Raw genomic sequence first — 21,244 nt, forward strand, 5'->3', positions numbered from 1 at the left:
GATGAACGAGACCTTCGACCTCAGGGGCAAGCGGGTTTTCGTGGCCGGACATCGCGGCATGGTCGGCTCGGCCATCGTGCGCAGGCTGGCAGCCGAGGATTGCGAGATCCTCACCGTAGGGCGCGACGGGCTCGACCTCCTCGATCAGGCCGGCGTGCGGCGCTGGATGGCCGATCGTCGGCCGGATGCCGTGGTGATGGCCGCCGCCAAGGTCGGCGGCATCCTGGCCAATGACAGGTTTCCGGCCGATTTCCTGTATGAGAACATCGAGCTGCAGACCAATGTCATCGAAGCTGCTTTTCGCAGCGAGGTGGGCAAACTGCTGTTTCTCGGCTCGTCCTGCATCTACCCGAAATTCGCGCCACAGCCGATCCCGGAGGATGCGCTGCTGACCGGGCCGCTGGAGCCAACCAATGAATGGTATGCGATCGCCAAGATCGCCGGGCTGAAACTCTGCCAGGCCTACAGGCGCCAGCACGGGGTCGACTATATCTCGGCGATGCCAACCAATCTCTATGGTCCGGGCGACAATTTCCACCTTGAATCCGGTCACGTCATACCCGCATTGATGCGCAAGGCGCATGAAGCGAAGCAGGCTGGTCACAAGAGCCTGCGGGTATGGGGATCGGGCAAACCGATGCGCGAGTTCCTGCATGTCGACGATGCAGCCGATGCGCTGGTCTTCCTCTTGAAAACCTACACCGGTGAAAGCCACATCAATGTCGGCACGGGTCAAGACATCACCATCGCCGAATTGGCCAGGACGGTGGCCTCGGTCGTCGGCGGCGACGCGAAGATTACATTCGATACGACCAAGCCGGATGGCACGCCGCGCAAGCTGCTCGACGTCTCGCGGCTGTTTGCCACCGGCTGGCGCCCCCGGTACTCGCTGCGCAGCGGGCTGGAGCAGACATATGCATGGTTCCTCCGGCATATCGAAGCCGGTCAGGTCCGGCTGTCAGCGCCCGAAAGTTGATGCCGATTGAGCGATTTCTCCATGATGACATTGGCGGCGACCAGGGCAGACGGCCTTGGAGGGCGCCTGCTCGCCATGGTCAACGCAAAATGTCTCGCCGATAAACTGGGGTGCCGTTTCGGCTTTACCTGGAACCGCCGATCCATCGACGACATGCAATTCCACATTGTCGATTCCGTCGACAAGGTTTTTGCCACCAGCTTTATCGAAAAACACTGGCTGGGCGAGACGATCGACGCTGCCCGGTACGGGGTCCTCGACGGTACACGATTCACGCGGTCCAGCCTGGCAGCCGATGCCCGCCGGAACGGTTCCCAGGGATGGATCTGCGATGATTTCCGCATCCTGAAATCGTTCCGGCAGGGTTGGTTCAGGGCGATGCTGCCCGCCAACAGGTCGGCGCGATCGAGGCATCGGACGTTTGGCACGCTTGGCTTTTCCGATCCCGTGAGAGCAACCATTGCCGCCGCCGACGGGCGCCGGTTTTCCCGGCCGATGGCCGCGCTGCATCTGCGCAGCGGCGACATCATCCACGGCAACTACCGCTCGCAGATGGAGTTTTGCGAGAAGGTCATTCCCGCACCGCTAGCCAAGGCGATCGTGTCGAAACTGGCGTCAAAAGGCTTGGCGACGCTTGTGATCGGCCAGGATCGGGCAACGCTCGACTATCTGAAATCGGAGACCGGAGCCTTCCTCTCCGATGATTTCGGAGCGGGCCAGTTCGAAGACGGGACACTCAAGGCGTTTTTCGAAATGGCATTGATGGCTCGGTGTCGGCGGATCTATGCGGGAAGCAGCGTGTTCGCGACAATGTCCTCGGTGATGGGCGGTATCCGGGTCCTGCGGCCAAAAGCCTTGTTCGGCGATCGTGGAACAGCGGCGGCCATCCTGGACGAATTGAAGGCTCGGCAATCCGATTACCATCCGCTGGAGGCGGCCTTTGGCTATCAGTCGGCCTTCCTGCTTATGGAAGACAGCATTGGCCCAGCGCAGGCGCGGGGAATTCTCGAAAAGGCGGCCGCGCTCGATCCGCAAAACCCCGCCTATGCGCTGAAGATGGCGGCCGGCTATTTTCGAGAACAGGATTATCGAGGCGGCGAGGCAATTCTGAAAGCGTTCATGCTCAGGGAAATCGATGCCGGCGCCGAAAATTCCATGCAGATCATGCAGGTTTTGACAAGCCCCTCGTGGCGCGGCCATGTCATGGCCGGTGACTTCGAACTCTACTTCGCCGCGGCCAGGGCTGGCTGTCCCTACGCCGCGGCATGCTCTGCCCATATCCTTCACACGGCTCTGGGCAGAACCGAGGCCGCCCTGGCAATGGCTGCGCTATCGCGCAAGGCGGAACCCGCCAACCGGCTTTTCCGGGACATCGAATTGACGCTCCGGACAGCCGCAGCGGCAAATGACGGCTCGCCCTTGCGCGTTTAACCGCCGGTTGGCGCCTTCGAACTTCGCAGTGGACTGGAACAGACATATGCATGGTTTCTCCGCCGCATTGAAAAGGGCGATTTCCGGCTCGGGGCCGCATGACGACAGGTCGATGTTGATTGCCGTCAACAGGGATGACGGGCTTGGCGGCCGCCTGCTGGCCATGGCCAACGCAAAGTCACTCGCCGACAGGCTCGGCTACCGTTTCGGCTTCACCTGGAACAGTAGGGATATCACCGACCAGGAATCCCACACCGTCGACGTGGTCGGAAAGATCTTTTCCACCGACTTCATCGAGAAGCACTGGCTGGGCGAGAAGATCAAAGCCTCTGATTTCGGCGTCCTTGGCGGCACTGCGTTCACGCCGTCGGACCTTGATGCGGAGGCACGACAGGGAAGGCTGCGCGGCTGGATCTGCGACGACTTCGACGTCCTCGATTTCTTCCGCGACGATGATGCCGCACCGGTGCGAAGGTCCGAAACGCTGCGAGCCTTCGGGTTCTCGCCGGCCGTGCGGCAGGCGCTCGATGCAGCCGCAAAATGCCGCTTTCCCGGCCCGATGGCAGCGTTGCATCTTCGCAGCGGCGACATCGTCTACGGCCATCATCGCAGACGGCTGGTTTTCGCCGACAAGGTCATTCCCTCGACATTGGCCAGGGCGATCGTGTCGGAACTTTCATCGAGGGGCCTGACAACCCTCCTGATCGGCCAGGATCATGCCACGCTCGACTATCTCAGGGCCGAAACCGGGGCGCTGCGGACCGACGACTTCGGCGCCGGAGACTTCAGGGGGGAGGAAGCCCTCAGCGCATTCTTCGAGATGGCGCTGATGGCAAGATGCCAGCAGATCCATGCCGGAGGCAGCATCTATGCGGCGGTAGCATCGGTGATGGGCGATGTCCCTTGCGTCGGCGCCAGCGCACTGTTCAGCACGTCGCGCGCGGCGGAAATCATCCTGGAGGAGTTGCGGACGCACCAAACCGACTATCACCCGCTCGAGGCTGCCTTTGGCTATCAATGGACCCTTCTGACCCTGGAAGACGAGATCAGTCCGGCGCGAGCAAGGGAGCTTCTGGAGAAAGCCCAGGCGCTGGACCCGCGAAACGACGCCTATGACCTGAAAATGGCGGCAGCCTGTTTTCGTGATGGCGATCCTGCCTCGGGCGAGGCGATCCTGAAATCGCTGATGACCAGCCAGTCCATGGCGCGCTCCAAGATTCCCTTGCCGATGATGGACATCCTGACCGACCGGATCGGCGGTCACCTGACGATGGAAAAGGACTTCGAGGTTTTCTTCGCGGCGGCGAACGCTGGCCATCCCTACGCCATGGCTTGCTCGGCCTATATTCTTCTCGAAGTGCTGGGGGACAGGAAGTCGGCGGTGGAGATGGCGGCAAGGCTGGTGAAGACGGAGCCTGGAAACCGGATTTTCAGGAGAATCAGGCGGCGCGTGGGGTTGGGCAAGAAGCCGAAATCAGGACGAATGTCGAGAGCCATGTGGCGGCTCGGCCGGCTGAGGACGTCCTGGCTCTAAGCTGCGATCGGGCATGGGTCTTGAGGCCTCGCGGCGCGACCGCAGCGGCGATCAAGATGATGTGCGGCCGCCGGCTGGCGGCACGGAGGTGTCATCCGGACCGTCCGCTCATGCAAGCAGGTAATGCGCCGGCATCGGTTTCTTTGGCGGCGCTCGCCGTTTCGACGAACCTATAGGACTGTCTGGATTGGATGGTGGGCGTGACAGGGATTGAACCTGTGACCCCTGCAATGTCAATGCAGTGCTCTCCCGCTGAGCTACACGCCCATCCGAAGCCGCGCATACACCATTTTTGATCCGGCGCGTCAATAGCAGGAAAAAGGAAAGAAGGCGTCGTCTCGCCGCAGCGGCGAACGGGCGACGATGCCTGAAGCGCGTCGCGTCTGGATGGATTCAGGCGCCGCGCTTCAGGTCTTTGTTTTCATGCATGTCGTTCTCCCAAAACTGGGGCCACTTCTGGGCGACATGCATTAGCCAGGAAAGCTGCTCAGGCCGCCTGCAGCATCTTTTCGACCTCGTTGACGAGATCGCGCAGGTGGAATGGTTTCGACAGCACCTTGGCGTCTTTCGGCGCCTTGGAATCTGGGTTCAGCGCGACGGCGGCGAAACCGGTGATGAACATGACCTTGAGGTCGGGATCGATCTCGGTGGCGCGCCGCGCGAGCTCTATGCCGTCCATCTCCGGCATGACGATGTCGGTCAAGAGCAGCGAGAACGGTTCTTCGCGCAGCCGCTCATAGGCGCTGGCGCCGTTGTCGAAATCGCTGACCTGATAGCCGGCGCGCTCCAGCGCCTTGACGAGGAACCGACGCATATCGTCGTCGTCTTCCGCCAGAAGAATGCGTGCCATGATATCCCGTCCGAATCACCCGCCCGAGATTGCCGTTGGGCAAGCCCGTTAACCATCCTGTATATGAGGAGGTGAGGGTAAACATCAAGTGAACGAAGACGGCGATAAGCCATATTTGCCCGGCGGCTCGGCCGCTGAAATGCTGGACACGCGGCCAGCAAGGTGGCACTTTCACACCATGATGCACTGGTGTTTTCGGGTTCGTTCAAATTGAAGACGGCAGCCGAGGATTTTTCGGTCGTTCCACCCTTCGAGATCCGGTCGGGCGCCGAGCAGCGCGTCCCCTTCCTCTTCAACTCACCGCATAGCGGCCGCTACTATCCGGAGCGCTTCCTTGCCATGGCGAGGCTGGATCGCACCGCCATCCGCCGGTCGGAAGATTGCTATGTCGATGAGCTGTTCGGCGGCGCCGTCGCACTCGGCGCGCCGATGCTGGCGGCGAATTTCCCGCGCGCCTATCTCGACGTCAACCGCGAGCCCTGGGAACTCGATCCGCGCATGTTCGCCGAGCCGGTGCCCTCCTTCTGCAACATCCGGTCGGCGCGGGTGGCCGGCGGGCTTGGCACCGTGCCCAAGCTGGTGGGCGAGGGGCTGGACATCTACTCCGGCCGCTTGCCGCTGGCCGAAGCGGTGGCCCGCATCGAGGCTGTCTACAAGCCCTATCACGAGACGCTGAAACGGCTTTTGACCAGAACCCATGCCCGCTTCGGCTTTGCCGTGCTGATCGACTGTCATTCGATGCCGGCGAGCATCCGTGTCGGCGACAACGGTTTGCGGCCCGATTTCATCGTCGGTGACCGTTTCGGCATCTCGGCCACCGCGGCATTGACCGAGACCGCCATCGGTCTGCTCACCGCCATGGGCTATACCGTCGCCCACAACAAGCCCTATGCCGGCGGCTTCATCACCGAACATTACGGTCGCCCGGCGCGCCATCTGCATGCGCTGCAGATCGAGGTCAATCGCGGGCTCTACATGAACGAGCGGACCTTCGAGAAGGCTGCCGGCTTCGACGCGCTGGCTGACGACCTGACGCGATTCTCGGCGGATCTGATGGCGATGCCCGACCATCATTTCGTTGACCTGCCGCTGGCCGCGGAGTGAAATAGAGGCTTGTTTTCATACAAGCCGTTGTCCCAAAAACGCCGCGCACTTTTGGGCGACATGCATCGGGACTTGCGGCATAAAAAAAGACCGCATCGTTTGCACGATACGGTCGAAGTCTAGGGAGGAAACGCCCAAGGAGGGCATGGACAGGAAAACCTATCCGAGGCTGAGGGTATTGTGCGCTGCACAAATGTCAAGCGATCTTCAGGCTTTTTTAATTCATAGTGATGTGGAAATTGCGTTTCGATGGCGTTGGCGTGACATTTTGGCAACGATTTGTCGCAGCGGAAAGTCGTCGAACACCCTTGTTTTGGCTGGAAAGTGGCGGCAGAGCATGGCTTGGCCATGCTGCAACGCGGGAGAATCAGTTGGACATCAGCATCGATTTCATGCGTCGCATTGCGCAGGCGGCTGCGGCGGAAACCTTGCCGCGTTTTCGCAGCCAGGGCGCGGTCGCCAACAAGGAAAAGGGCAGTTTCGATCCGGTCACAGAAGCCGACCGCGAGGCCGAACGCGCCATCCGGGCGCTGATATCGGCGGAGTATCCAGACCACGGCATCCTCGGCGAGGAGCATGGCAGCGAGAATACCGCCAGCAGGAATGTCTGGGTGATCGATCCGATCGACGGCACGCGCGCCTTCATCTCCGGCCTGCCGGTGTGGGGGACGCTGGTCGGGCTGACGGTCGACGGCGACGCGGTCGCCGGCATGATGTCGCAGCCCTTCACCGGCGAGCTCTTCTACGCCAATGCCTCGGGCTCGCACTATGAGGGGCCGGGCGGCCCCCGCAAGCTGACAACTCGCAAGACGACGAAGCTTGCCGATGCGACGTTCTTCACCACGACGCCGGCGCTCTACAAGGGTGAGGCGCGCAAGCGCTATGATCAGTTCGAAAAGCAGGTCCAGCTCGCCCGCTACGGCACCGATTGCTATGCCTTCGCCATGGTCGCGTCAGGAAGCGTCGATATTGTCGCCGATCCCGGACTGAAGCCTTACGACATCGTGGCGCTGATCCCGATCATCGAGAAGGCGGGCGGCGTCGTCACCACTTTCGACGGCGGACCGGCGGAAAAGGGTGGCGACGTGCTGGCGGCGGCGACGCCGGAGCTGCATGCGGCCGCCATGGCAGCCTTGCGCGGTTAAGGTCCGCTGATATTCAGGACCTGAAACTCAACGGACACTGGCGCGGTGACGCGCAGGTTCGGGTCAAGGCAACGATTGCCAAATCCGACAGGGCAATCCTCCTGACAGGAAGCTGTCGGCATCCTTCCGCTATAAAAGCATGTCGCCAGAGGGAGGATGCCATGCCGACGCAATCAACAGCCAGCCACGTCAATGACGTTGCGGTGGATGGCCGCGGCGATTTCGATTTCTTCTTCGGCAACTGGAACGTCAGCCATCGAAGGCTGCAAAGGCGTCTGGCAGGCGACGGCAACTGGGATGCGCTTGGCGGCACATGCGCGGTGCGCTCGCTGCTCGGCGGGCTCGGCAATGTCGACGACAATGTGATCGAGCTGCCGGGCGGCGCCTATCGTGCCGCCACCGTGCGAACCTTCGATCCGGCGACGAGGCAATGGTCGATCTGGTGGATCGACGGCCGCACTCCCCTGGCCATCGACGTGCCGATGCGCGGCACGTTCACCGACGGCGTCGGCACATTCCTGTGCGAGGATGTCTTCGACAACAGGCCGATCCGGGTTCGTTTCCTCTGGTCCGGGATCACGCAAGATACGGCGCGCTGGGAGCAGGCCTTCTCAGCGGATGGCGGCACGAGCTGGGAGACCAACTGGGTCATGGACTTCGCCCGCCAGACATGAGCCGACCGATCGACACCGGGCAGGCCTTCCGCCGTTCGACAATCCGCTATCAGGGCCGGCCGCTATCAGGGCTGGGCGCCATCAGGCCGTGGGGTCGTCGCTGCCGGGGATGAAGGCGTCGAAGGCGGCAAGCAATTGCTCGCGGTAGATGTCGGCTTCCTGCAGGATTTCGTGGCGCGCGCCGTCGATCATCAGCAGCGAGCCGAGCCGCAGATGCCGGGCGTAGGCTTCCACGGCCTTGGTCGAGACGACCTGGTCGGCGCCGGCGGCAATTATCAGCAGGGGAACCTGAATCCTGGCCATGAAATCGGGGTCGCTGACGGCTTCGGATGCTTTCGCGGCGGCCTGCAGCCAGCGGATCGTCGGGCCGCCAAGCGCCAGTTGCGGGTACTCTTCGTAGATCCGCGTGTTGCGCCGGTAGCGCTCGGGATCGGACGTCAGCTTGTTGGTGTCGAAAGGGGCCGTCACCTTCGGCCGCGGACCCCAGGCGGCATAGAGCCGGCCAAGGCCGAGGGCGCAGAACAGCGAACAGACGCGGCGAACCGTCCTTATCGAGACCGGCAGATCGGGAAGCGTCAGGAACGGTGCGATCAGCACCATGCGCCGCACGCGGTTCACCATCGACGGCGCGGCAAGCAGCGTGATCACGGCGCCGGCCGAATGGGCGAGGATATAGTACGGCCCGCGGCAGTCGGGCAGCACGATCTCCTCGAAGAACTGCTCCAGGTCCGCGGTATAGTCGCGGAAGCTCCTGACATAGCCGCGCTGGCGATCGCGGATCAGCCGGTCGGAATCACCCTGGCCGCGCCAGTCGAGGGTGGCCACGCCAAAGCCGCGATCGGCAAGGTTGCGGATGGTTTCGAAGTATTTCTCGATGCACTCGTTGCGGCCGGAAAGCACGACCACGGTGCCCTTCAACGGGCGAGCGACCGCTGCAAACAGGCCGTAGCGGATCTTCTTGCCGTCACGGGTGGTGAAGAAGCCGCCAGTGGCGTTTTCCGGTCGCGGATTGCCCTCGATTTCGTGAAAAAGGGGGATGTCGTGAACAAAATCCATCATTCGGCGCTTCGTGCTTGGCGTCTGGCGTGCCCGCCGGTGCTGGCTGGCTCCGCCAAGGTGATAGACGCCCATGCGCCAAAAGCAAAGGAATTCCGGGTGACGACGAGCTGCAGCGGGAAGGCCGGAAGCCGCTTCACGCGTGCCTCCGGCCTCTGTCGATCCGGGAGGAAGGGACGTTAACACCCGGTCGGCCTCGTCGCGGTGCCTGTCCTATGAATCCGGCGCCGCGTGTCCTTGATCCTGGGGACACTCTAGCGCCGGCAGTCTGAACGGACGCCGAAGCGGCGGTTCATCTGCCGTTCATCGATCACGTCACCGGTCGTCTTTTTGCCAGCAGGAGAAATCTTGAAATGCTTTCGAGCGCTCCCCAAATGTTGGATGCGGTCGCCAATGTCGGGGCCGCTGGTCCATCCGGAACGCCGATCGTGGGTTTCGCAGCGGCCATACGCAAACCATGTTGCTCAACAGGAGAACACCTCATGCGTCACGTTGATTTTTCCCCGCTTTATCGTTCGACCGTCGGCTTCGACCGCCTGTTCACCATGCTCGATTCGCTTGCGCAGCCTGACGGCGCGCAGACTTACCCGCCCTACAACATCGAGCGCACCGGCGAGGATTCCTACCGGATCTCGATGGCGGTTGCCGGCTTCTCGGACGACGAAATCTCGATCGAAGCCCACCGCAACGTGCTGACCGTGAAAGGCGAGCGCAAGGACGAGGGCACCGGTGAAGGTTCCGAACTGCTCTATCGCGGCATTGCCTCCAGGGCCTTCGAGCGCCGCTTCCAGCTTGCCGACCATCTCGACGTCGTCGGCGCTACACTGAAGAACGGCCTGCTCTTCGTCGACCTCAAGCGCAACATTCCCGAAGAGCTGAAGCCGCGCAAGATCGCCATTACGGCGTCTTCGGCCAAGGCCAAGCAGATCGAGGCCAAGACCGCCAACTGATCCAATAGCCTCCCAAGGCAAAGGCGGTGCCGAAAGGCGCCGCCTTTTTTATTGGCGGCCCGTTGCGGCAGCGACGACGGCCTCGACGTTTTGCCGGTGAACGGGTTCGTATGGCGCGAAATAATCCACCGCACCCCTGGCGAACATGTCGGCGCCGAAAGTTCTCAGATCCTGCCTCGCCAGATCTGGCTCGTGCCGGCAGGCAAGCAGCTTGGCGACATAGGCCTGCGTCGCCGCGATGAAGCTCGTGTCATAGCCGCCCGCCTCTATTGCTTCCAGGGAGCCGTGGTTTGGCAAGATCCGGTTTATTTTCCAGCTGGCTATGCGTTCGAGATCGATCAAATGTTCGGCCAGTCGATCTGGCTCGGCGACATAGGTGATCGGGTCCTCCAGCGTGTCGCCCGCCAGCAACAGGCCGGTGTCGGGCATGAGCAGCACGCTGCCATCATGGCTGTGGATCTCGACCTGGCGAAGCTCGACGGCGACCGACCCCACCATGAGGCTGAGGCTGCCAGCAAAGGTCCTGGTCGGCAGCACAAGCGGCATGATCGGCGGATTCCCACCTTCGATTTCAGCGCGGTTGCGCGCCAGGGCCGAGGCGGTGAGATCGTTGGCGATGATCTCGCAATCCCGGAACACCTCGTTGCCGGCGATGTGATCGTCATGCCAGTGGCTGAGCACGACGCGGATCGATTTTACGCCCAAGCCTTCAAGCGTTTGCCTGATAAAGCGGGCATGAGGCAGCGAAATATGCGTGTCATAGACAAGCGCCTGCGATCCATCGACGATCGCATAGGTGCAGATGCCGAGGGTATAGGCACCGTCGTCGAGCCAGTTTGGCTCATCCGACCAGGCGCGAACGCCGTCGATGCGGCCATCGTAGAAGCCGAGGACGTTTGGCGCCGGACGAATGAGCCGCATGGTCGAGCCGAGAGGCGGTCTGGTCATCTGTTTGCTCGCAACTCCGCAGCTCAGGCGATCAGCTGGCCAAAGCGGTCGACCTCTTCGGCCGTCGTGGCAAAACTGGTGACGAAGCGATAGAGCGCCTCGTCCTCGCCTATGTGGCCGTCGAAACCATGCGGCTTGTGCCAGTCGTAGAAGGCAGCGCCCGCCGCCTGCAGCTTTTCGGCTTCGGCTTTCCTGATCACCGCGAACACCTCATTCGCCTGCGGCAGCCATGCCAGCTTCGCCGAGGCCGAGTCCTCGATCGCCGCCGCAAGGCGGGCGGCCATGGCGTTGGCATGCCTGGCTGTGTCGAGCCACAGCCCATCCCTGAAATAGGCTTCGAACTGCGCCGCGACGAAGCGCGACTTGGAAAACAGCTGGGCGGCGCGTTTGCGCAGGAAGGCCAATTCCCGGGCGCGGTCGAGATCGAACAGCACGATCGCTTCCGCGCACCAGCAGCCATTCTTGGTGCCGCCGAAGGACAGGATGTCGACGCCGCGTTTCCAGGTCATTTCGGCCGGGCTCGTGTCGAGCGCGACCAGCGCGTTGGCAAAGCGGGCGCCGTCCATGTGCAGCGGCACGGAATGCCTTTTGGCGATCGCCGAAATCGTCTCGATCTCGTCCAGGCCGTAGATGGTGCCGACCTCGGTCGACTGGGTGACCGAAACGGCCATCGGGCGCCCCCAATGGACGATTTCGGGCGCGAAGCGGCCAATGATCCTTTCCAGATTGTGCGGGTCGACCTTGCCCAGCGCGCCGTCGACGGCATGAAGCCGCGAGCCGCCGGAAAAATACTCCGGCGCGCCGCATTCATCTTCGATCACATGCGATTCGCGGTGGGCGAAGGAAATACCGCCGGGCTTGTTGAAGGTGGTCAGAGACAGTGAGTTGGCGGCCGTACCGGTCGCCACGAAGAACACCGCGACCTCGCGTTCGAAAATCTCGCTGAAGCGCCGGTAAACGGCCTGGTCGAGTGCGCCGTCGCCATAGGCGGTGGAAAAGCCGCCGGCATTGGCGGACAGGCCAGCGGCGATGTTGGGATGGGCGCCTGCCCAATTGTCGGAAGCGAAGAACATGCATCTGCCTGTGTTTTGGGGAAATCAGCTTGAAGTTGACTGGTTTCGCAGGTCGACCGCAAGGGGCCAGACGCTGGAAAACCGTTAAAGCCAGTCAATCTGGCCGGGCATCGGCCGGCGACCGAAGCTTACGTTTCTGCTCGGCTTGACGTAATTTTCTGTCGTCGGCGGCCCAAGTTTTTTGTGAATCGGTCTTGTGTGCGTCCAAGATTTCTGTCATAAAAATTTAGGACAGTAGTGCTGTCTTATTTTGTCGCGCAAAACAGGCTGGATTGGCGTATCATTTGGGCCTCTCCGGCTATAGCCGCGAGCGACAGGTGGACGGCCTCAATCTGGCCTGTACGAATACGAGCCATGCGGAAAGCCGCCTGGTTCGGCAAGGATTTCGCAAGACGTGCCGCAAGGATCAGGGGTGAGCCAAGCGCTTGCCGAGGCAAACCAGCGCCCGAAGGGCTGGGAACGGAGGACAGGACGATGACGGACATGACGCTCTCTGCGACGAACGGCCCGGCCGCGCAGACGAAAGCGGCAACCGTCAAAAACGCGTTCCGAACCAACACCGGTTTCTCCGCGCACGGCCTCTACGACCCGCGCAACGAGCATGACGCCTGCGGCGTCGGCTTCATCGTCAACATGAAGGGCGTGAAGTCGCATCAGATCGTCAAGGACGGGCTTGCCGTGCTTGAAAACCTGACGCATCGCGGCGCCGTCGGCGCCGATCCGCTGGTGGGCGATGGTGCCGGCGTTCTGGTGCAGCTTCCAGACCGTTTCTTCCGCGAGGAGATGGCGGCCCAGGGCATCGAACTGCCGCCGGTGGGCCAGTACGGCGTCGGACACTGGTTCATGCCGCAGGACGCAGCGCTTCGCGCCCATATCGAGGACATCATCGCCGAATCGGCGCAGTCCGAGGGGCTTCCGCTCATCGGTTTCCGTGACGTGCCCGTCGACAATTCCTCCCTGTCGAAGGCTCCGGACATCGCCGCGTCCGAGCCGTTCCATCGGCAGATCTTCATCGGCCGTACAGCCGACATCACCGACGACGAGGAGTACGAGGCCAGGCTCTACCTGCTGCGCAAGGTCATATCGGGCCGCATCTACGCCGAGAACGACAACAAGGACATCGGCGCCTACTGCGTGTCGCTGTCGGCGCGCACCATCGTCTACAAGGGCATGTTCCTGGCCTATCAGGTCGGCGCCTATTACAAGGACCTGACCGATCCGCGCTTCGACACCGCGCTGATCCTGGTCCACCAGCGCTTCTCGACCAACACCTTCCCGTCGTGGAAGCTGGCGCATCCCTATCGCATGGTCGCGCACAATGGCGAGATCAACACCGTGCGCGGCAACAACAACTGGATGGCGGCGCGCCAGGCGTCGGTCGATTCCGAACTGTTCGGCAACAACATCTCGAAGCTATGGCCGATCTCCTACGACGGCCAGTCCGACACCGCCTGCTTCGACAATGCGCTCGAGTTCCTGTTCCAGGGCGGCTACACGCTCAGCCACGCCATGATGATGCTGATCCCGGAAGCCTGGGCCGGCAACAAGCTCATGGATGCCGACCGCAAGGCCTTCTACGAGTACCATGCCGCGCTGATGGAGCCGTGGGACGGACCGGCGGCGGTCGTCTTCACCGATGGTCGCCAGATCGGCGCCACGCTCGACCGCAACGGACTGCGCCCGGCGCGCTACATCGTCACCGACGATGACCGTGTCATCATGGCCTCGGAAGCCGGCGTGCTGCCGGTGCCGGAGGAGAGGATCGTCAAGAAGTGGCGGCTGCAGCCCGGCCGCATGCTTCTGATCGACCTCGAGAAGGGACGCATCGTCTCCGACGAGGAGATCAAGTCCGAGATCGCGACCAAGCACCCCTACAAGACCTGGCTCGCCAACACGCAGCTGATCCTGGAAGACCTGAAGCCGGTCGAGCCGCGCGCGCTGCGCAAGGATGTCAGCCTGCTCGACCGTCAGCAGGCGTTCGGCTACAGCCAGGAAGACACCAAGCTGCTGATGTCGCCGATGGCGACGACAGGCCAGGAAGCGGTCGGCTCGATGGGCACCGACACGCCGATCTCGGCCATGTCGGACAAGTCGAAGCTGCTCTACACCTATTTCAAGCAGAACTTCGCCCAGGTCACCAACCCGCCGATCGACCCGATCCGCGAGGAGCTGGTGATGAGCCTGGTCTCCTTCATCGGTCCACGTCCCAACATCTTCGACCTGGTCGGCAATTCGCGCCGCAAGCGGCTCGAAGTGCGCCAGCCGATCCTGACCAATGGCGATCTCGAGAAGATCCGCTCCATCGGCCACACCGAGGACCGTTTCGACACCAAGACGATCGACATCACCTATGCCTCGAATGAGGGGGCCGCGGGCATGCAGGGCGCCATCGACCGCTTGTGCGAGCGAGCGGAGGCGGCGGTCGCCGGCGGCTACAACATCATCATCCTGTCCGACCGCCAGGTTGGGCCGGACCGCATCGCCATACCGGCGCTGCTGGCAACGGCCGCGGTCCATCACCACCTGATCCGCAAGGGCCTGCGCACCTCCGTCGGCCTTGTCGTGGAATCCGGGGAGCCGCGCGAAGTGCATCATTTCTGCTGCCTTGCCGGCTACGGCGCCGAAGCGATCAATCCCTATCTCGCCTTCGACACGCTCACCGACATGCACAAGCGCGGCGAGTTGCCGGCGGAAGTCGACGCCTACGAGGTTGTCTCCCGCTACATCAAGTCGATCGGCAAGGGCATCCTCAAGGTGATGTCCAAGATGGGCATCTCGACCTACCAGTCCTATTGCGGTGCACAGATCTTCGACGCCATCGGGCTGAAGTCGGATTTCGTGCAGAAGTATTTCACCGGCACCGCCACGCTGATCGAAGGCGTCGGACTGGACGAGATCGCGGCCGAGACGCTCAGCCGCCACACAGACGGCTTCGGCAATGATCCGGTGTTGCGCAACAGCCTCGAAGTCGGCGGCGAATACATGTTCCGCATGCGCGGCGAGGCGCATATATGGTCGCCCGACGCGGTCGCCACCCTGCAGCATGCCGTGCGGCAGGGATCGTGGGAGACGTTCAAGGACTATTCCGCCCAGATCGACAGCGAGACGGCGCGGGCCCAGACCATTCGCGGCCTGTTCAGGATCAAGCTCGCGGATGAGACTGGCCGCAAGAAGGTCGCGCTCGATGAGGTGATGCCGGCGGCCGACATCGTCAAGCGGTTTTCGACCGGAGCGATGTCCTTCGGCTCGATCTCGCGGGAGGCGCACACCACGCTGGCGCGCGCCATGAACCAGATCGGCGGCAAGTCCAACACCGGCGAGGGCGGCGAAGAGGCCGACCGCTATTTGCCACTGCCTGGCGGCGGCAAGAATCCCGAACGCTCGGCGATCAAGCAGGTCGCCTCGGGCCGTTTCGGCGTGACGGCGGAGTATCTTGTCAATTCCGATGTCATGCAGATCAAGGTGGCGCAGGGCGCCAAGCCCGGCGAAGGCGGCCAATTGCCCGGCCACAAGGTCGACGCCACCATCGCCAAGGTCCGGCATTCGACGCCGGGCGTCGGCCTGATCTCGCCGCCGCCGCATCACGACATCTATTCAATCGAGGATCTGGCACAGCTGATCTATGATCTGAAGAACGTCAATCCGGCGGCCGATGTCTCGGTCAAGCTGGTGTCGGAGGTCGGCGTCGGCACGGTTGCGGCGGGCGTCGCCAAGGCGCGCGCCGACCATATCACCATCTCGGGCTATGATGGCGGCACTGGCGCCTCGCCGCTGACCTCGCTCAAGCATGCCGGCAGCCCATGGGAAATGGGCCTGGCCGAGACGCACCAGACGCTGGTGCTGAACGGCCTGCGGTCGCGCGTCGCGCTGCAGGTCGATGGCGGGTTGCGCACCGGGCGCGACGTCATCATCGGCGCGTTGCTCGGCGCCGACGAGTTCGGCTTCTCGACCGCGCCGCTGATCGCGGCCGGCTGCATCATGATGCGCAAGTGCCACCTCAACACCTGTCCGGTCGGCGTCGCGACGCAGGATCCGGTGCTGCGCAAGCGCTTCAAGGGCACGCCCGAACACGTCATCAACTTCTTCTTCTATGTGGCGGAAGAGGTGAGGGCGCTGCTCGCCGAGATGGGCTACACCCATATCGACCAGATCATCGGCGATACCGACCTTCTGGAAAAGCGCGACCTGATCGTGCACTGGAAGGCGCGCGGGCTCGATTTCTCGAAGATGTTCTTCAAGCCGGACGCGCCGCATGAAGCCGTGCACTGGACCGAACGGCAGAAGCATCCGATCGACGACGTGCTCGACCGCAAGCTGATCGAACTGGCAAAGCCGGCGCTCGAGAGCAAGCAGCCGGTCAGCATCGAGGTCGACATCCGCAATGTCGACCGTTCGACGGGCGCCATGCTGTCGGGCGAAGTGGCCAAGCGCTTCAAGCACAAGGGCCTGCGCGAGGACACGATCTCGGTGAAGCTGACCGGCACCGCCGGCCAGTCCTTCGGCGCCTTCCTGGCGCGCGGCATCTCGTTCGATCTCGTCGGCGCCGGCAATGACTATGTCGGCAAGGGGCTGTCGGGCGGACGCATCGTCATCCGGCCACCGGAAGAGGCCAAGATCGTCGCGGCGGAATCCATCATCGTCGGCAATACGGTGCTCTATGGCGCGACCGAGGGCGAGGCCTATTTCGCCGGTGTCGCCGGCGAGCGTTTCGCGGTGCGCAACTCGGGCGTGGCCGCCGTCGTCGAAGGTGTCGGCGATCATGGCTGCGAGTACATGACCGGCGGCATCGTCGTCGTCATCGGCCAGACCGGCCGCAACTTCGCCGCCGGCATGTCGGGTGGCGTCGCCTATGTGCTCGACGAGGCGGGCGATTTCGCCGAACGCTGCAACATGGCGATGGTCGAACTGGAACCGGTGCCGGAAGAAGACGATTTGATGGAAAGACTGCTGCATCATGGCGGCGACCTCGACCACAAGGGTCGCGTCGACGTATCGGGCGACATGACCAGCCATGACGAGGAGCGGCTCTATCAGCTGATCTCCAACCATGTGCACTACACCGGCTCGGTGCGCGGCCGCGAGATCCTCGACGACTGGGCGATTTTCCGGCCGAAATTCCGCAAGATCATGCCGGTCGAATACCGACGTGCGCTGATCGAGATGGAACGCATGCGCATGGGCGTGGCGGCCGAATAGACTTTTGGAATTGCCGGGAAGCCCAGGTTTCCCGGCCCCAACTTTCAACGACAGTTTGACCTCGTGCGGAAGGTTGCCATGGCTGCCTCAAGAGGTTAACGGGTGCGGCGAAAACCGCACCATCTGGACAGCAGGAACTGGACTATGGGCAAGGTAACAGGCTTTCTCGAAATCGACCGGCAGGTGCACAAGTACCAGCCGGCTTCCGACCGCATCCGGCATTTCCGTGAGTTCACGCTGCCGATGTCGGACAAGGAGGTCGAGAAACAGGCCGCGCGCTGCATGGATTGCGGCATTCCGTACTGCCACGGGCCGACGGGCTGCCCGATCCACAACCAGATCCCCGACTGGAACGACCTCGTCTACAATGGCGACTGGGACAACGCGATCCGCAACCTGCATTCGACCAACAACTTCCCGGAGTTCACCGGCCGCATCTGCCCCGCGCCCTGCGAGGAAGCCTGCACGTTGAACCTCGAGGACATTCCCGTCGCCATCAAGACGGTCGAGCAGGCGATCGCCGACAAGGCCTACGAGACCGGTCACATCAGGCCCTATCCGCCGGAAAAGAAGACCGGCAAGCGTGTCGCCATCATCGGCTCCGGCCCGGCCGGCATGGCTGCCGCCCAGCAGCTTGGCCGCGCCGGCCATGATGTTCATGTCTACGAGCGCGAGAGCCGGCCCGGCGGGCTGATGCGCTACGGCATTCCGGACTTCAAGATCGAGAAGCACTATATCGACCGGCGCATCGAGCAGATGCAGGGCGAGGGCGTGATCTTCCACTGCGACGTCAATGTCGGTGTCGGCAAGCCCGTTGCCGAGCTGCTCGCCGAACATGATGCCGTGTTGTATTGCGGCGGTTCCGAAACCCCACGCGCGGCCGGCATTCCAGGCGACGACCTCGGCGGCGTGCATGACGCGATGCCGTATCTGGTGCAGCAGAACAGGCGCGTCGGTGGCGAGCCGATCCAGTCGGTGGCATGGCCGTCGCATCCGATCATCGCCGGTGGCCAGCATGTCGTCGTCGTCGGTGGCGGCGATACCGCGTCCGACTGCGTCGGCACCGCCTTCCGCCAGGGTGCGGTGCGCGTCACCCAGCTCGATATCCGCCCGCAGCCGCCGGAGAAGGAAGACAAGCTTTCGGTCTGGCCCTACTGGGCGACCAAGATGCGCACCTCGTCCTCGCAGGCGGAGGGGGCGGAGCGCGAATTCCAGGTGGCGACGCTCGAGTTCATCGGCGAAGAAGGCCAACTGACCGGCGTCAAGTGCTGCGAGGTCGACGACAAGCGCAAGCCGATCCCCGGCACCGAATTCGTCATCCGCGCCGATCTCGCCTTCATCGCCATCGGCTTTGCCGGGCCGGCCGTGGCCGGGGTGGTGTCGGAGCTGGACGGGCAGATGAAGATTGCCACCGACAGCCGCCGTTCTCGCAATGTCGAGGCCAATGACCGCGACTACAGGACCAGCGTCGACAGGCTCTACGCAGCGGGAGACGTGCGTCGTGGCCAGTCGCTGGTGGTCTGGGCGATCCGCGAGGGTCGTCAGGCGGCGCGTTCGATCGACGAGGCGCTGATGGGGTCGAGCGTCCTACCCCGCTGAGCCCGCTGGAAACTCCCGCGGCCACAAGACCGGCAGGGGCGAGTTTCGAAACCGCCTCGGAGGTCCGCAGTTCTCAGGGACCCCTAAGGATTGACCGCCGTCGTCGTATCGACTGTGGCGGTGGCCGCGGGATTTGCCTTGGGCGGCCACGAGAAATCGTCGGCGCGGCCGGGCGAAGCCTGCGACGCCTTGCCCTCGACCACCAGTTTTTCGCCGGGCAGGTTCGGATTGGCCTTTGCCGGCGGTGCCGCGCCCAGCAGTTCGGAACCGCCGTCGAGCGCCGGATCGCTGAGCAGCATCGGCGCGGTGCGGTCGATGACGATGGGCGCCGCGGCAGGCGCTGGCGCCTCGACGGGAGCGCCCGCCGGAGCGGAAGCCGTGACCGGGCTTCCCGGCGCGGTGAGGCCCAGGATCTTCAACAGCGGTTTTTCGGTGTAGAAGGCGAGCTTGCGCTTGCCGGCCTTCGACACGTTGATGCCGTCATCGGCGCGCAGCCGCACGGGCTGGCCGTTCATGTCGGGGCCGCTGGTGACGAAGGCGCCGTTCTCGTCGACGAATCCATCCCAGACGTCGACGAATTCGCCGCCATGGGCTTCGGCCGCCTGCCGGTAGATGTCGTTGAAGGCCAGCATGTCCGAGGTCATCTTCGGCACCCGGAACGCCGGCATGCCGACCCACAGGAAAGGCACCTTGGCCTCCGCGATGGCTTTGCCGAACGCGTCGGTTCGGTGCTCATACTCCTTGGTCCAGTTCTCGGACCGAGGCTGTTCGCGCACGTCGCCCACCTTCATTTGCTGGCGGTCGTTGGAACCCAGCATGACGACCACGGCGGCGGGTTTTTCAGCCTCGATCAGCGACTTGATCTGTTCGGGCCAGTTGTAGAAGTCGTCGCGCACGAAGCCTGATGAGCCATTGGAGCGAGCGACTATCCTGATGCCGGCGTTTTCGCCAAAGGCGGTGTCGAGGCCTTCGGCAAGGCCGGCCGCCATGAAATCACCGACCACCAGCACGGTGCGGGCATCGGGCGCCTTCTCGACGATCGGCGTCTCTGGCTCGGCCGGCGCACGCGGGACGCGGGGCTTGCGCGGCTTTGGCCTCGCCTTCTGGATGTCGAGCGGCGGCTCGATCCGCTCGCTGCGGCGCGGAAACAAAAGATCGCGCAACGACCAGCCACGGCTTTGCTGCTGTTCCTGCGCCATGGCCGGGCTGTGGAGGGCTGCCGCAACACCGACGGTGAGTACGACGACGGCCAGAATCAGCACCGGCACGCGACGAACAAGCCTTGCGATGCGCGCAGCCGAAGCCAATCGTTTCCTCCATCCCTTGGCGCGCTTCCCGTGAAAAATCGCATCGACTTTCAGGAGAACCTTGCGCCAATCAGATTGCTACAGTGTCCTTGGCGCGTCCGAAAGGCCGCGCGGCACCGCGGGTGGCCCTATTTCTTCCGGAGCCACTTCAGCACTTCCATGCTCGGATAGCCGTCCTGGGTCAAGCCGGCCTTGGCCTGGAAGGCCATGATGGCGGTCTTCGAGCCGTCGCCGATCTTGCCGTCGAACTTGCCGTCGTAAAGGCCGTGCTGGGAAAGCCGCTTCTGCAGCTCCTGCCTTTCCTCGAAAGTGAGCTTCGTAAAGGGCCGCTTCCAGTCCTGCACAAGACCGCTGGAACCGGCGATTTCGTCGGCAAGCAGACCGACGGCAAGCGCATATTTGTCGGCGTTGTTGTAGGCCTTGATGACCGAGAAATTCCTGATCATCAGGAAGGCTGGTCCACCGCGGCCGTCCGGCACTTTCAGCGTCGCCTTGTCCGTGCCGTTCTTGAACGGTTTTCCGTTGGCCCTGACGACGCCGAGCGCCTGCCATTGCGCCAGCGTTTTCGATCCGGCGGGAAGTTTGCCGGCCGGCAGGGTGACTTCATAGCCCCAGGTCTTGCCGGCCTGCCAGCCATTCTTCTTCAAGAGGTTGGCCGCGGTCGCCAGCGCATCGGGGATCGAATTCCAGATGTCGCGCTTGCCATTGCCGTCCATGTCGACGGCATAGTGCTGATAGCTGGTCGGGATGAACTGGGTCTGGCCCATGGCGCCGGCCCAGGACCCGCTCAGATGGCTTTCGTCAATGTCACCGGTCTGCAGGATCTTCAGCGCGGCGATCAATTGGGTGCGGGCGTATTTCGAACGCTTCGGATCGGCATAGGCCAAAGTCGCCAGCGAGCGCACGACATTGCGCATGATGTCATCGCGCTTGAGGATCTCGCCATAGTTCGATTCCATCGACCATATGGCCAGAAGAATGTTTCGGTCGACGCCGAACCTGGACTCGATCCTGTCCAGCCACGGCCTCCACTTCTTGGCCATCTGCTGGCCGACGGCGACAGATTGGTCGTGGACGCGGTTGTCGAAGTAATCCCAGGCAGGCGCGGTGAATTCAGGTTGCGTGCGTGCCTTTTCCAGCACGACCGGATCGACGTCCTTGATGTCCCCGAAGGCCTGGTCGTAAAGGGCGCCGGAAACGCCGCTTTGCACGGCAGTGGCGCGGAATCCGGCGACCCATTGCCGGAAACCGGCATCGGCGAAGGCAGGCCCGGCAGGCATCAGCAGAGCGAGCGAGAGGCTGGCGGCCGTCATGACGCTGGTCAAACGTTTTGCGGCATTGCGAACGGACATTTTTTTCCTCCTTCTCTGTCTCAGGAAAGACCATTCATCGCCGAACCGG

Annotated in this window: 16 protein-coding genes and 1 tRNA gene; 9 read left to right on the forward strand and 8 right to left on the reverse strand. The window is 63.0% G+C overall.

Annotated elements, in window-relative coordinates:
- Position 1 precedes the first annotated feature (1 nt).
- The gene (gene fcl / locus OOJ09_RS09255; protein WP_269904928.1) at positions 2 to 976 is read left to right on the forward strand and encodes a GDP-L-fucose synthase; all 975 of its coding nucleotides are present in this window, start codon (positions 2 to 4) and stop codon (positions 974 to 976) included.
- Here the strand turns inward: fcl and OOJ09_RS09260 are convergent.
- On the reverse strand, positions 959 to 1,510 hold the full coding sequence (locus tag OOJ09_RS09260) for a hypothetical protein (protein WP_269904929.1): 552 nt from the start codon (positions 1,508 to 1,510) through the stop codon (positions 959 to 961). The two genes, fcl and OOJ09_RS09260, sit on opposite strands and share 18 nt — an antisense overlap.
- On the opposite strand from OOJ09_RS09260, the gene OOJ09_RS09265 reads away from it, so the two are divergent.
- Together OOJ09_RS09265 and OOJ09_RS09270 are read left to right on the forward strand one after the other, a co-directional pair.
- Positions 1,472 to 2,407, forward strand: coding sequence for a hypothetical protein (locus OOJ09_RS09265; RefSeq protein ID WP_269904930.1), 936 nt, complete (start codon positions 1,472 to 1,474; stop codon positions 2,405 to 2,407). The genes OOJ09_RS09260 and OOJ09_RS09265 overlap by 39 nt on opposite strands.
- 46 nt (positions 2,408 to 2,453) lie before the next feature.
- On the forward strand, positions 2,454 to 3,941 hold the full coding sequence (locus OOJ09_RS09270; RefSeq protein WP_269904931.1) for a hypothetical protein: 1,488 nt from the start codon (positions 2,454 to 2,456) through the stop codon (positions 3,939 to 3,941).
- Positions 3,942 to 4,133: 192 nt separating this feature from the next.
- On the opposite strand, the gene OOJ09_RS09275 is transcribed toward OOJ09_RS09270, so the two are convergent.
- A tRNA-Val gene (locus tag OOJ09_RS09275) sits at positions 4,134 to 4,208 on the reverse strand.
- Between the two features lie 220 nt (positions 4,209 to 4,428).
- Positions 4,429 to 4,791: a cell cycle two-component system response regulator CpdR gene (gene cpdR, locus OOJ09_RS09280; RefSeq protein WP_006199474.1), complete on the reverse strand. Its 363-nt coding sequence runs from the start codon at positions 4,789 to 4,791 to the stop codon at positions 4,429 to 4,431.
- A 162-nt stretch (positions 4,792 to 4,953) separates the two neighbouring features.
- Here cpdR and OOJ09_RS09285 point away from each other — a divergent pair, with 162 nt between their 5' ends.
- The 3 genes from OOJ09_RS09285 to OOJ09_RS09295 all read left to right on the forward strand — a co-directional run bounded on the left by OOJ09_RS09285 (position 4,954) and on the right by OOJ09_RS09295 (position 7,714).
- Complete coding sequence (locus OOJ09_RS09285; RefSeq protein ID WP_269904932.1) at positions 4,954 to 5,895, forward strand: N-formylglutamate amidohydrolase; 942 nt, start codon at positions 4,954 to 4,956, stop codon at positions 5,893 to 5,895.
- A 371-nt stretch (positions 5,896 to 6,266) separates the two neighbouring features.
- Positions 6,267 to 7,040: a histidinol-phosphatase gene (gene hisN, locus OOJ09_RS09290; RefSeq protein WP_269904933.1), complete on the forward strand. Its 774-nt coding sequence runs from the start codon at positions 6,267 to 6,269 to the stop codon at positions 7,038 to 7,040.
- Positions 7,041 to 7,201: 161 nt separating this feature from the next.
- Complete coding sequence (locus OOJ09_RS09295; protein WP_269904934.1) at positions 7,202 to 7,714, forward strand: DUF1579 domain-containing protein; 513 nt, start codon at positions 7,202 to 7,204, stop codon at positions 7,712 to 7,714.
- An 81-nt stretch (positions 7,715 to 7,795) separates the two neighbouring features.
- On the opposite strand, the gene OOJ09_RS09300 is transcribed toward OOJ09_RS09295, so the two are convergent.
- On the reverse strand, positions 7,796 to 8,773 hold the full coding sequence (locus OOJ09_RS09300; protein WP_269904935.1) for an alpha/beta fold hydrolase: 978 nt from the start codon (positions 8,771 to 8,773) through the stop codon (positions 7,796 to 7,798).
- Between the two features lie 479 nt (positions 8,774 to 9,252).
- Between OOJ09_RS09300 and OOJ09_RS09305 the strand changes: the two genes are divergently transcribed.
- Complete coding sequence (locus OOJ09_RS09305) at positions 9,253 to 9,720, forward strand: Hsp20 family protein (RefSeq protein ID WP_269904936.1); 468 nt, start codon at positions 9,253 to 9,255, stop codon at positions 9,718 to 9,720.
- Between the two features lie 48 nt (positions 9,721 to 9,768).
- Here OOJ09_RS09305 and OOJ09_RS09310 read toward each other — a convergent pair whose 3' ends face one another.
- Both OOJ09_RS09310 and OOJ09_RS09315 read right to left on the reverse strand, forming a co-directional pair.
- A complete protein-coding gene (locus tag OOJ09_RS09310; RefSeq protein WP_269904937.1) occupies positions 9,769 to 10,668 on the reverse strand; it encodes an MBL fold metallo-hydrolase in 900 nt (299 codons plus the stop codon).
- 23 nt (positions 10,669 to 10,691) lie between these two features.
- A complete protein-coding gene (locus tag OOJ09_RS09315) occupies positions 10,692 to 11,741 on the reverse strand; it encodes a threonine aldolase family protein (protein ID WP_269904938.1) in 1,050 nt (349 codons plus the stop codon).
- A 474-nt stretch (positions 11,742 to 12,215) separates the two neighbouring features.
- Here OOJ09_RS09315 and gltB point away from each other — a divergent pair, with 474 nt between their 5' ends.
- A complete protein-coding gene (gene gltB, locus OOJ09_RS09320; protein WP_269904939.1) occupies positions 12,216 to 16,937 on the forward strand; it encodes a glutamate synthase large subunit in 4,722 nt (1,573 codons plus the stop codon).
- A gap of 144 nt (positions 16,938 to 17,081) precedes the next feature.
- The gene (locus OOJ09_RS09325) at positions 17,082 to 18,536 is read left to right on the forward strand and encodes a glutamate synthase subunit beta (RefSeq protein ID WP_269904940.1); all 1,455 of its coding nucleotides are present in this window, start codon (positions 17,082 to 17,084) and stop codon (positions 18,534 to 18,536) included.
- Between the two features lie 83 nt (positions 18,537 to 18,619).
- Here OOJ09_RS09325 and OOJ09_RS09330 read toward each other — a convergent pair whose 3' ends face one another.
- Entirely contained in the window at positions 18,620 to 19,843 is a 1,224-nt protein-coding gene (locus OOJ09_RS09330) for a DUF459 domain-containing protein (protein WP_269904941.1), read from the reverse strand.
- A gap of 128 nt (positions 19,844 to 19,971) precedes the next feature.
- Positions 19,972 to 21,195, reverse strand: coding sequence for a lytic murein transglycosylase (locus tag OOJ09_RS09335; protein ID WP_269904942.1), 1,224 nt, complete (start codon positions 21,193 to 21,195; stop codon positions 19,972 to 19,974).
- Between the last annotated feature and the right edge of the window lie 49 nt (positions 21,196 to 21,244).

Origin of the sequence: Mesorhizobium qingshengii (genome assembly GCF_027563465.1) — a bacterium.
GTDB classification, from domain to species: Bacteria; Pseudomonadota; Alphaproteobacteria; order Rhizobiales; family Rhizobiaceae; genus Mesorhizobium; species Mesorhizobium qingshengii_A.

Bases quoted from the DNA above. Each gene is read 5' to 3' on its own strand.
- OOJ09_RS09315 (WP_269904938.1), bottom strand. From the start codon at position 11,741: ATGTTCTTCGCTTCCGACAATTGGGCAGGCGCCCATCCCAACATCGCC.
- gltB (WP_269904939.1), top strand. From the start codon at position 12,216: ATGACGGACATGACGCTCTCTGCGACGAACGGCCCGGCCGCGCAGACG.
- OOJ09_RS09265 (WP_269904930.1), top strand. From the start codon at position 1,472: ATGGCCGCGCTGCATCTGCGCAGCGGCGACATCATCCACGGCAACTAC.
- fcl (WP_269904928.1), top strand. From the start codon at position 2: ATGAACGAGACCTTCGACCTCAGGGGCAAGCGGGTTTTCGTGGCCGGA.
- OOJ09_RS09270 (WP_269904931.1), top strand. From the start codon at position 2,454: ATGCATGGTTTCTCCGCCGCATTGAAAAGGGCGATTTCCGGCTCGGGG.
- OOJ09_RS09295 (WP_269904934.1), top strand. From the start codon at position 7,202: ATGCCGACGCAATCAACAGCCAGCCACGTCAATGACGTTGCGGTGGAT.
- cpdR (WP_006199474.1), bottom strand. From the start codon at position 4,791: ATGGCACGCATTCTTCTGGCGGAAGACGACGACGATATGCGTCGGTTC.
- OOJ09_RS09325 (WP_269904940.1), top strand. From the start codon at position 17,082: ATGGGCAAGGTAACAGGCTTTCTCGAAATCGACCGGCAGGTGCACAAG.
- OOJ09_RS09300 (WP_269904935.1), bottom strand. From the start codon at position 8,773: ATGATGGATTTTGTTCACGACATCCCCCTTTTTCACGAAATCGAGGGC.
- OOJ09_RS09305 (WP_269904936.1), top strand. From the start codon at position 9,253: ATGCGTCACGTTGATTTTTCCCCGCTTTATCGTTCGACCGTCGGCTTC.
- OOJ09_RS09310 (WP_269904937.1), bottom strand. From the start codon at position 10,668: ATGACCAGACCGCCTCTCGGCTCGACCATGCGGCTCATTCGTCCGGCG.
- OOJ09_RS09335 (WP_269904942.1), bottom strand. From the start codon at position 21,195: ATGTCCGTTCGCAATGCCGCAAAACGTTTGACCAGCGTCATGACGGCC.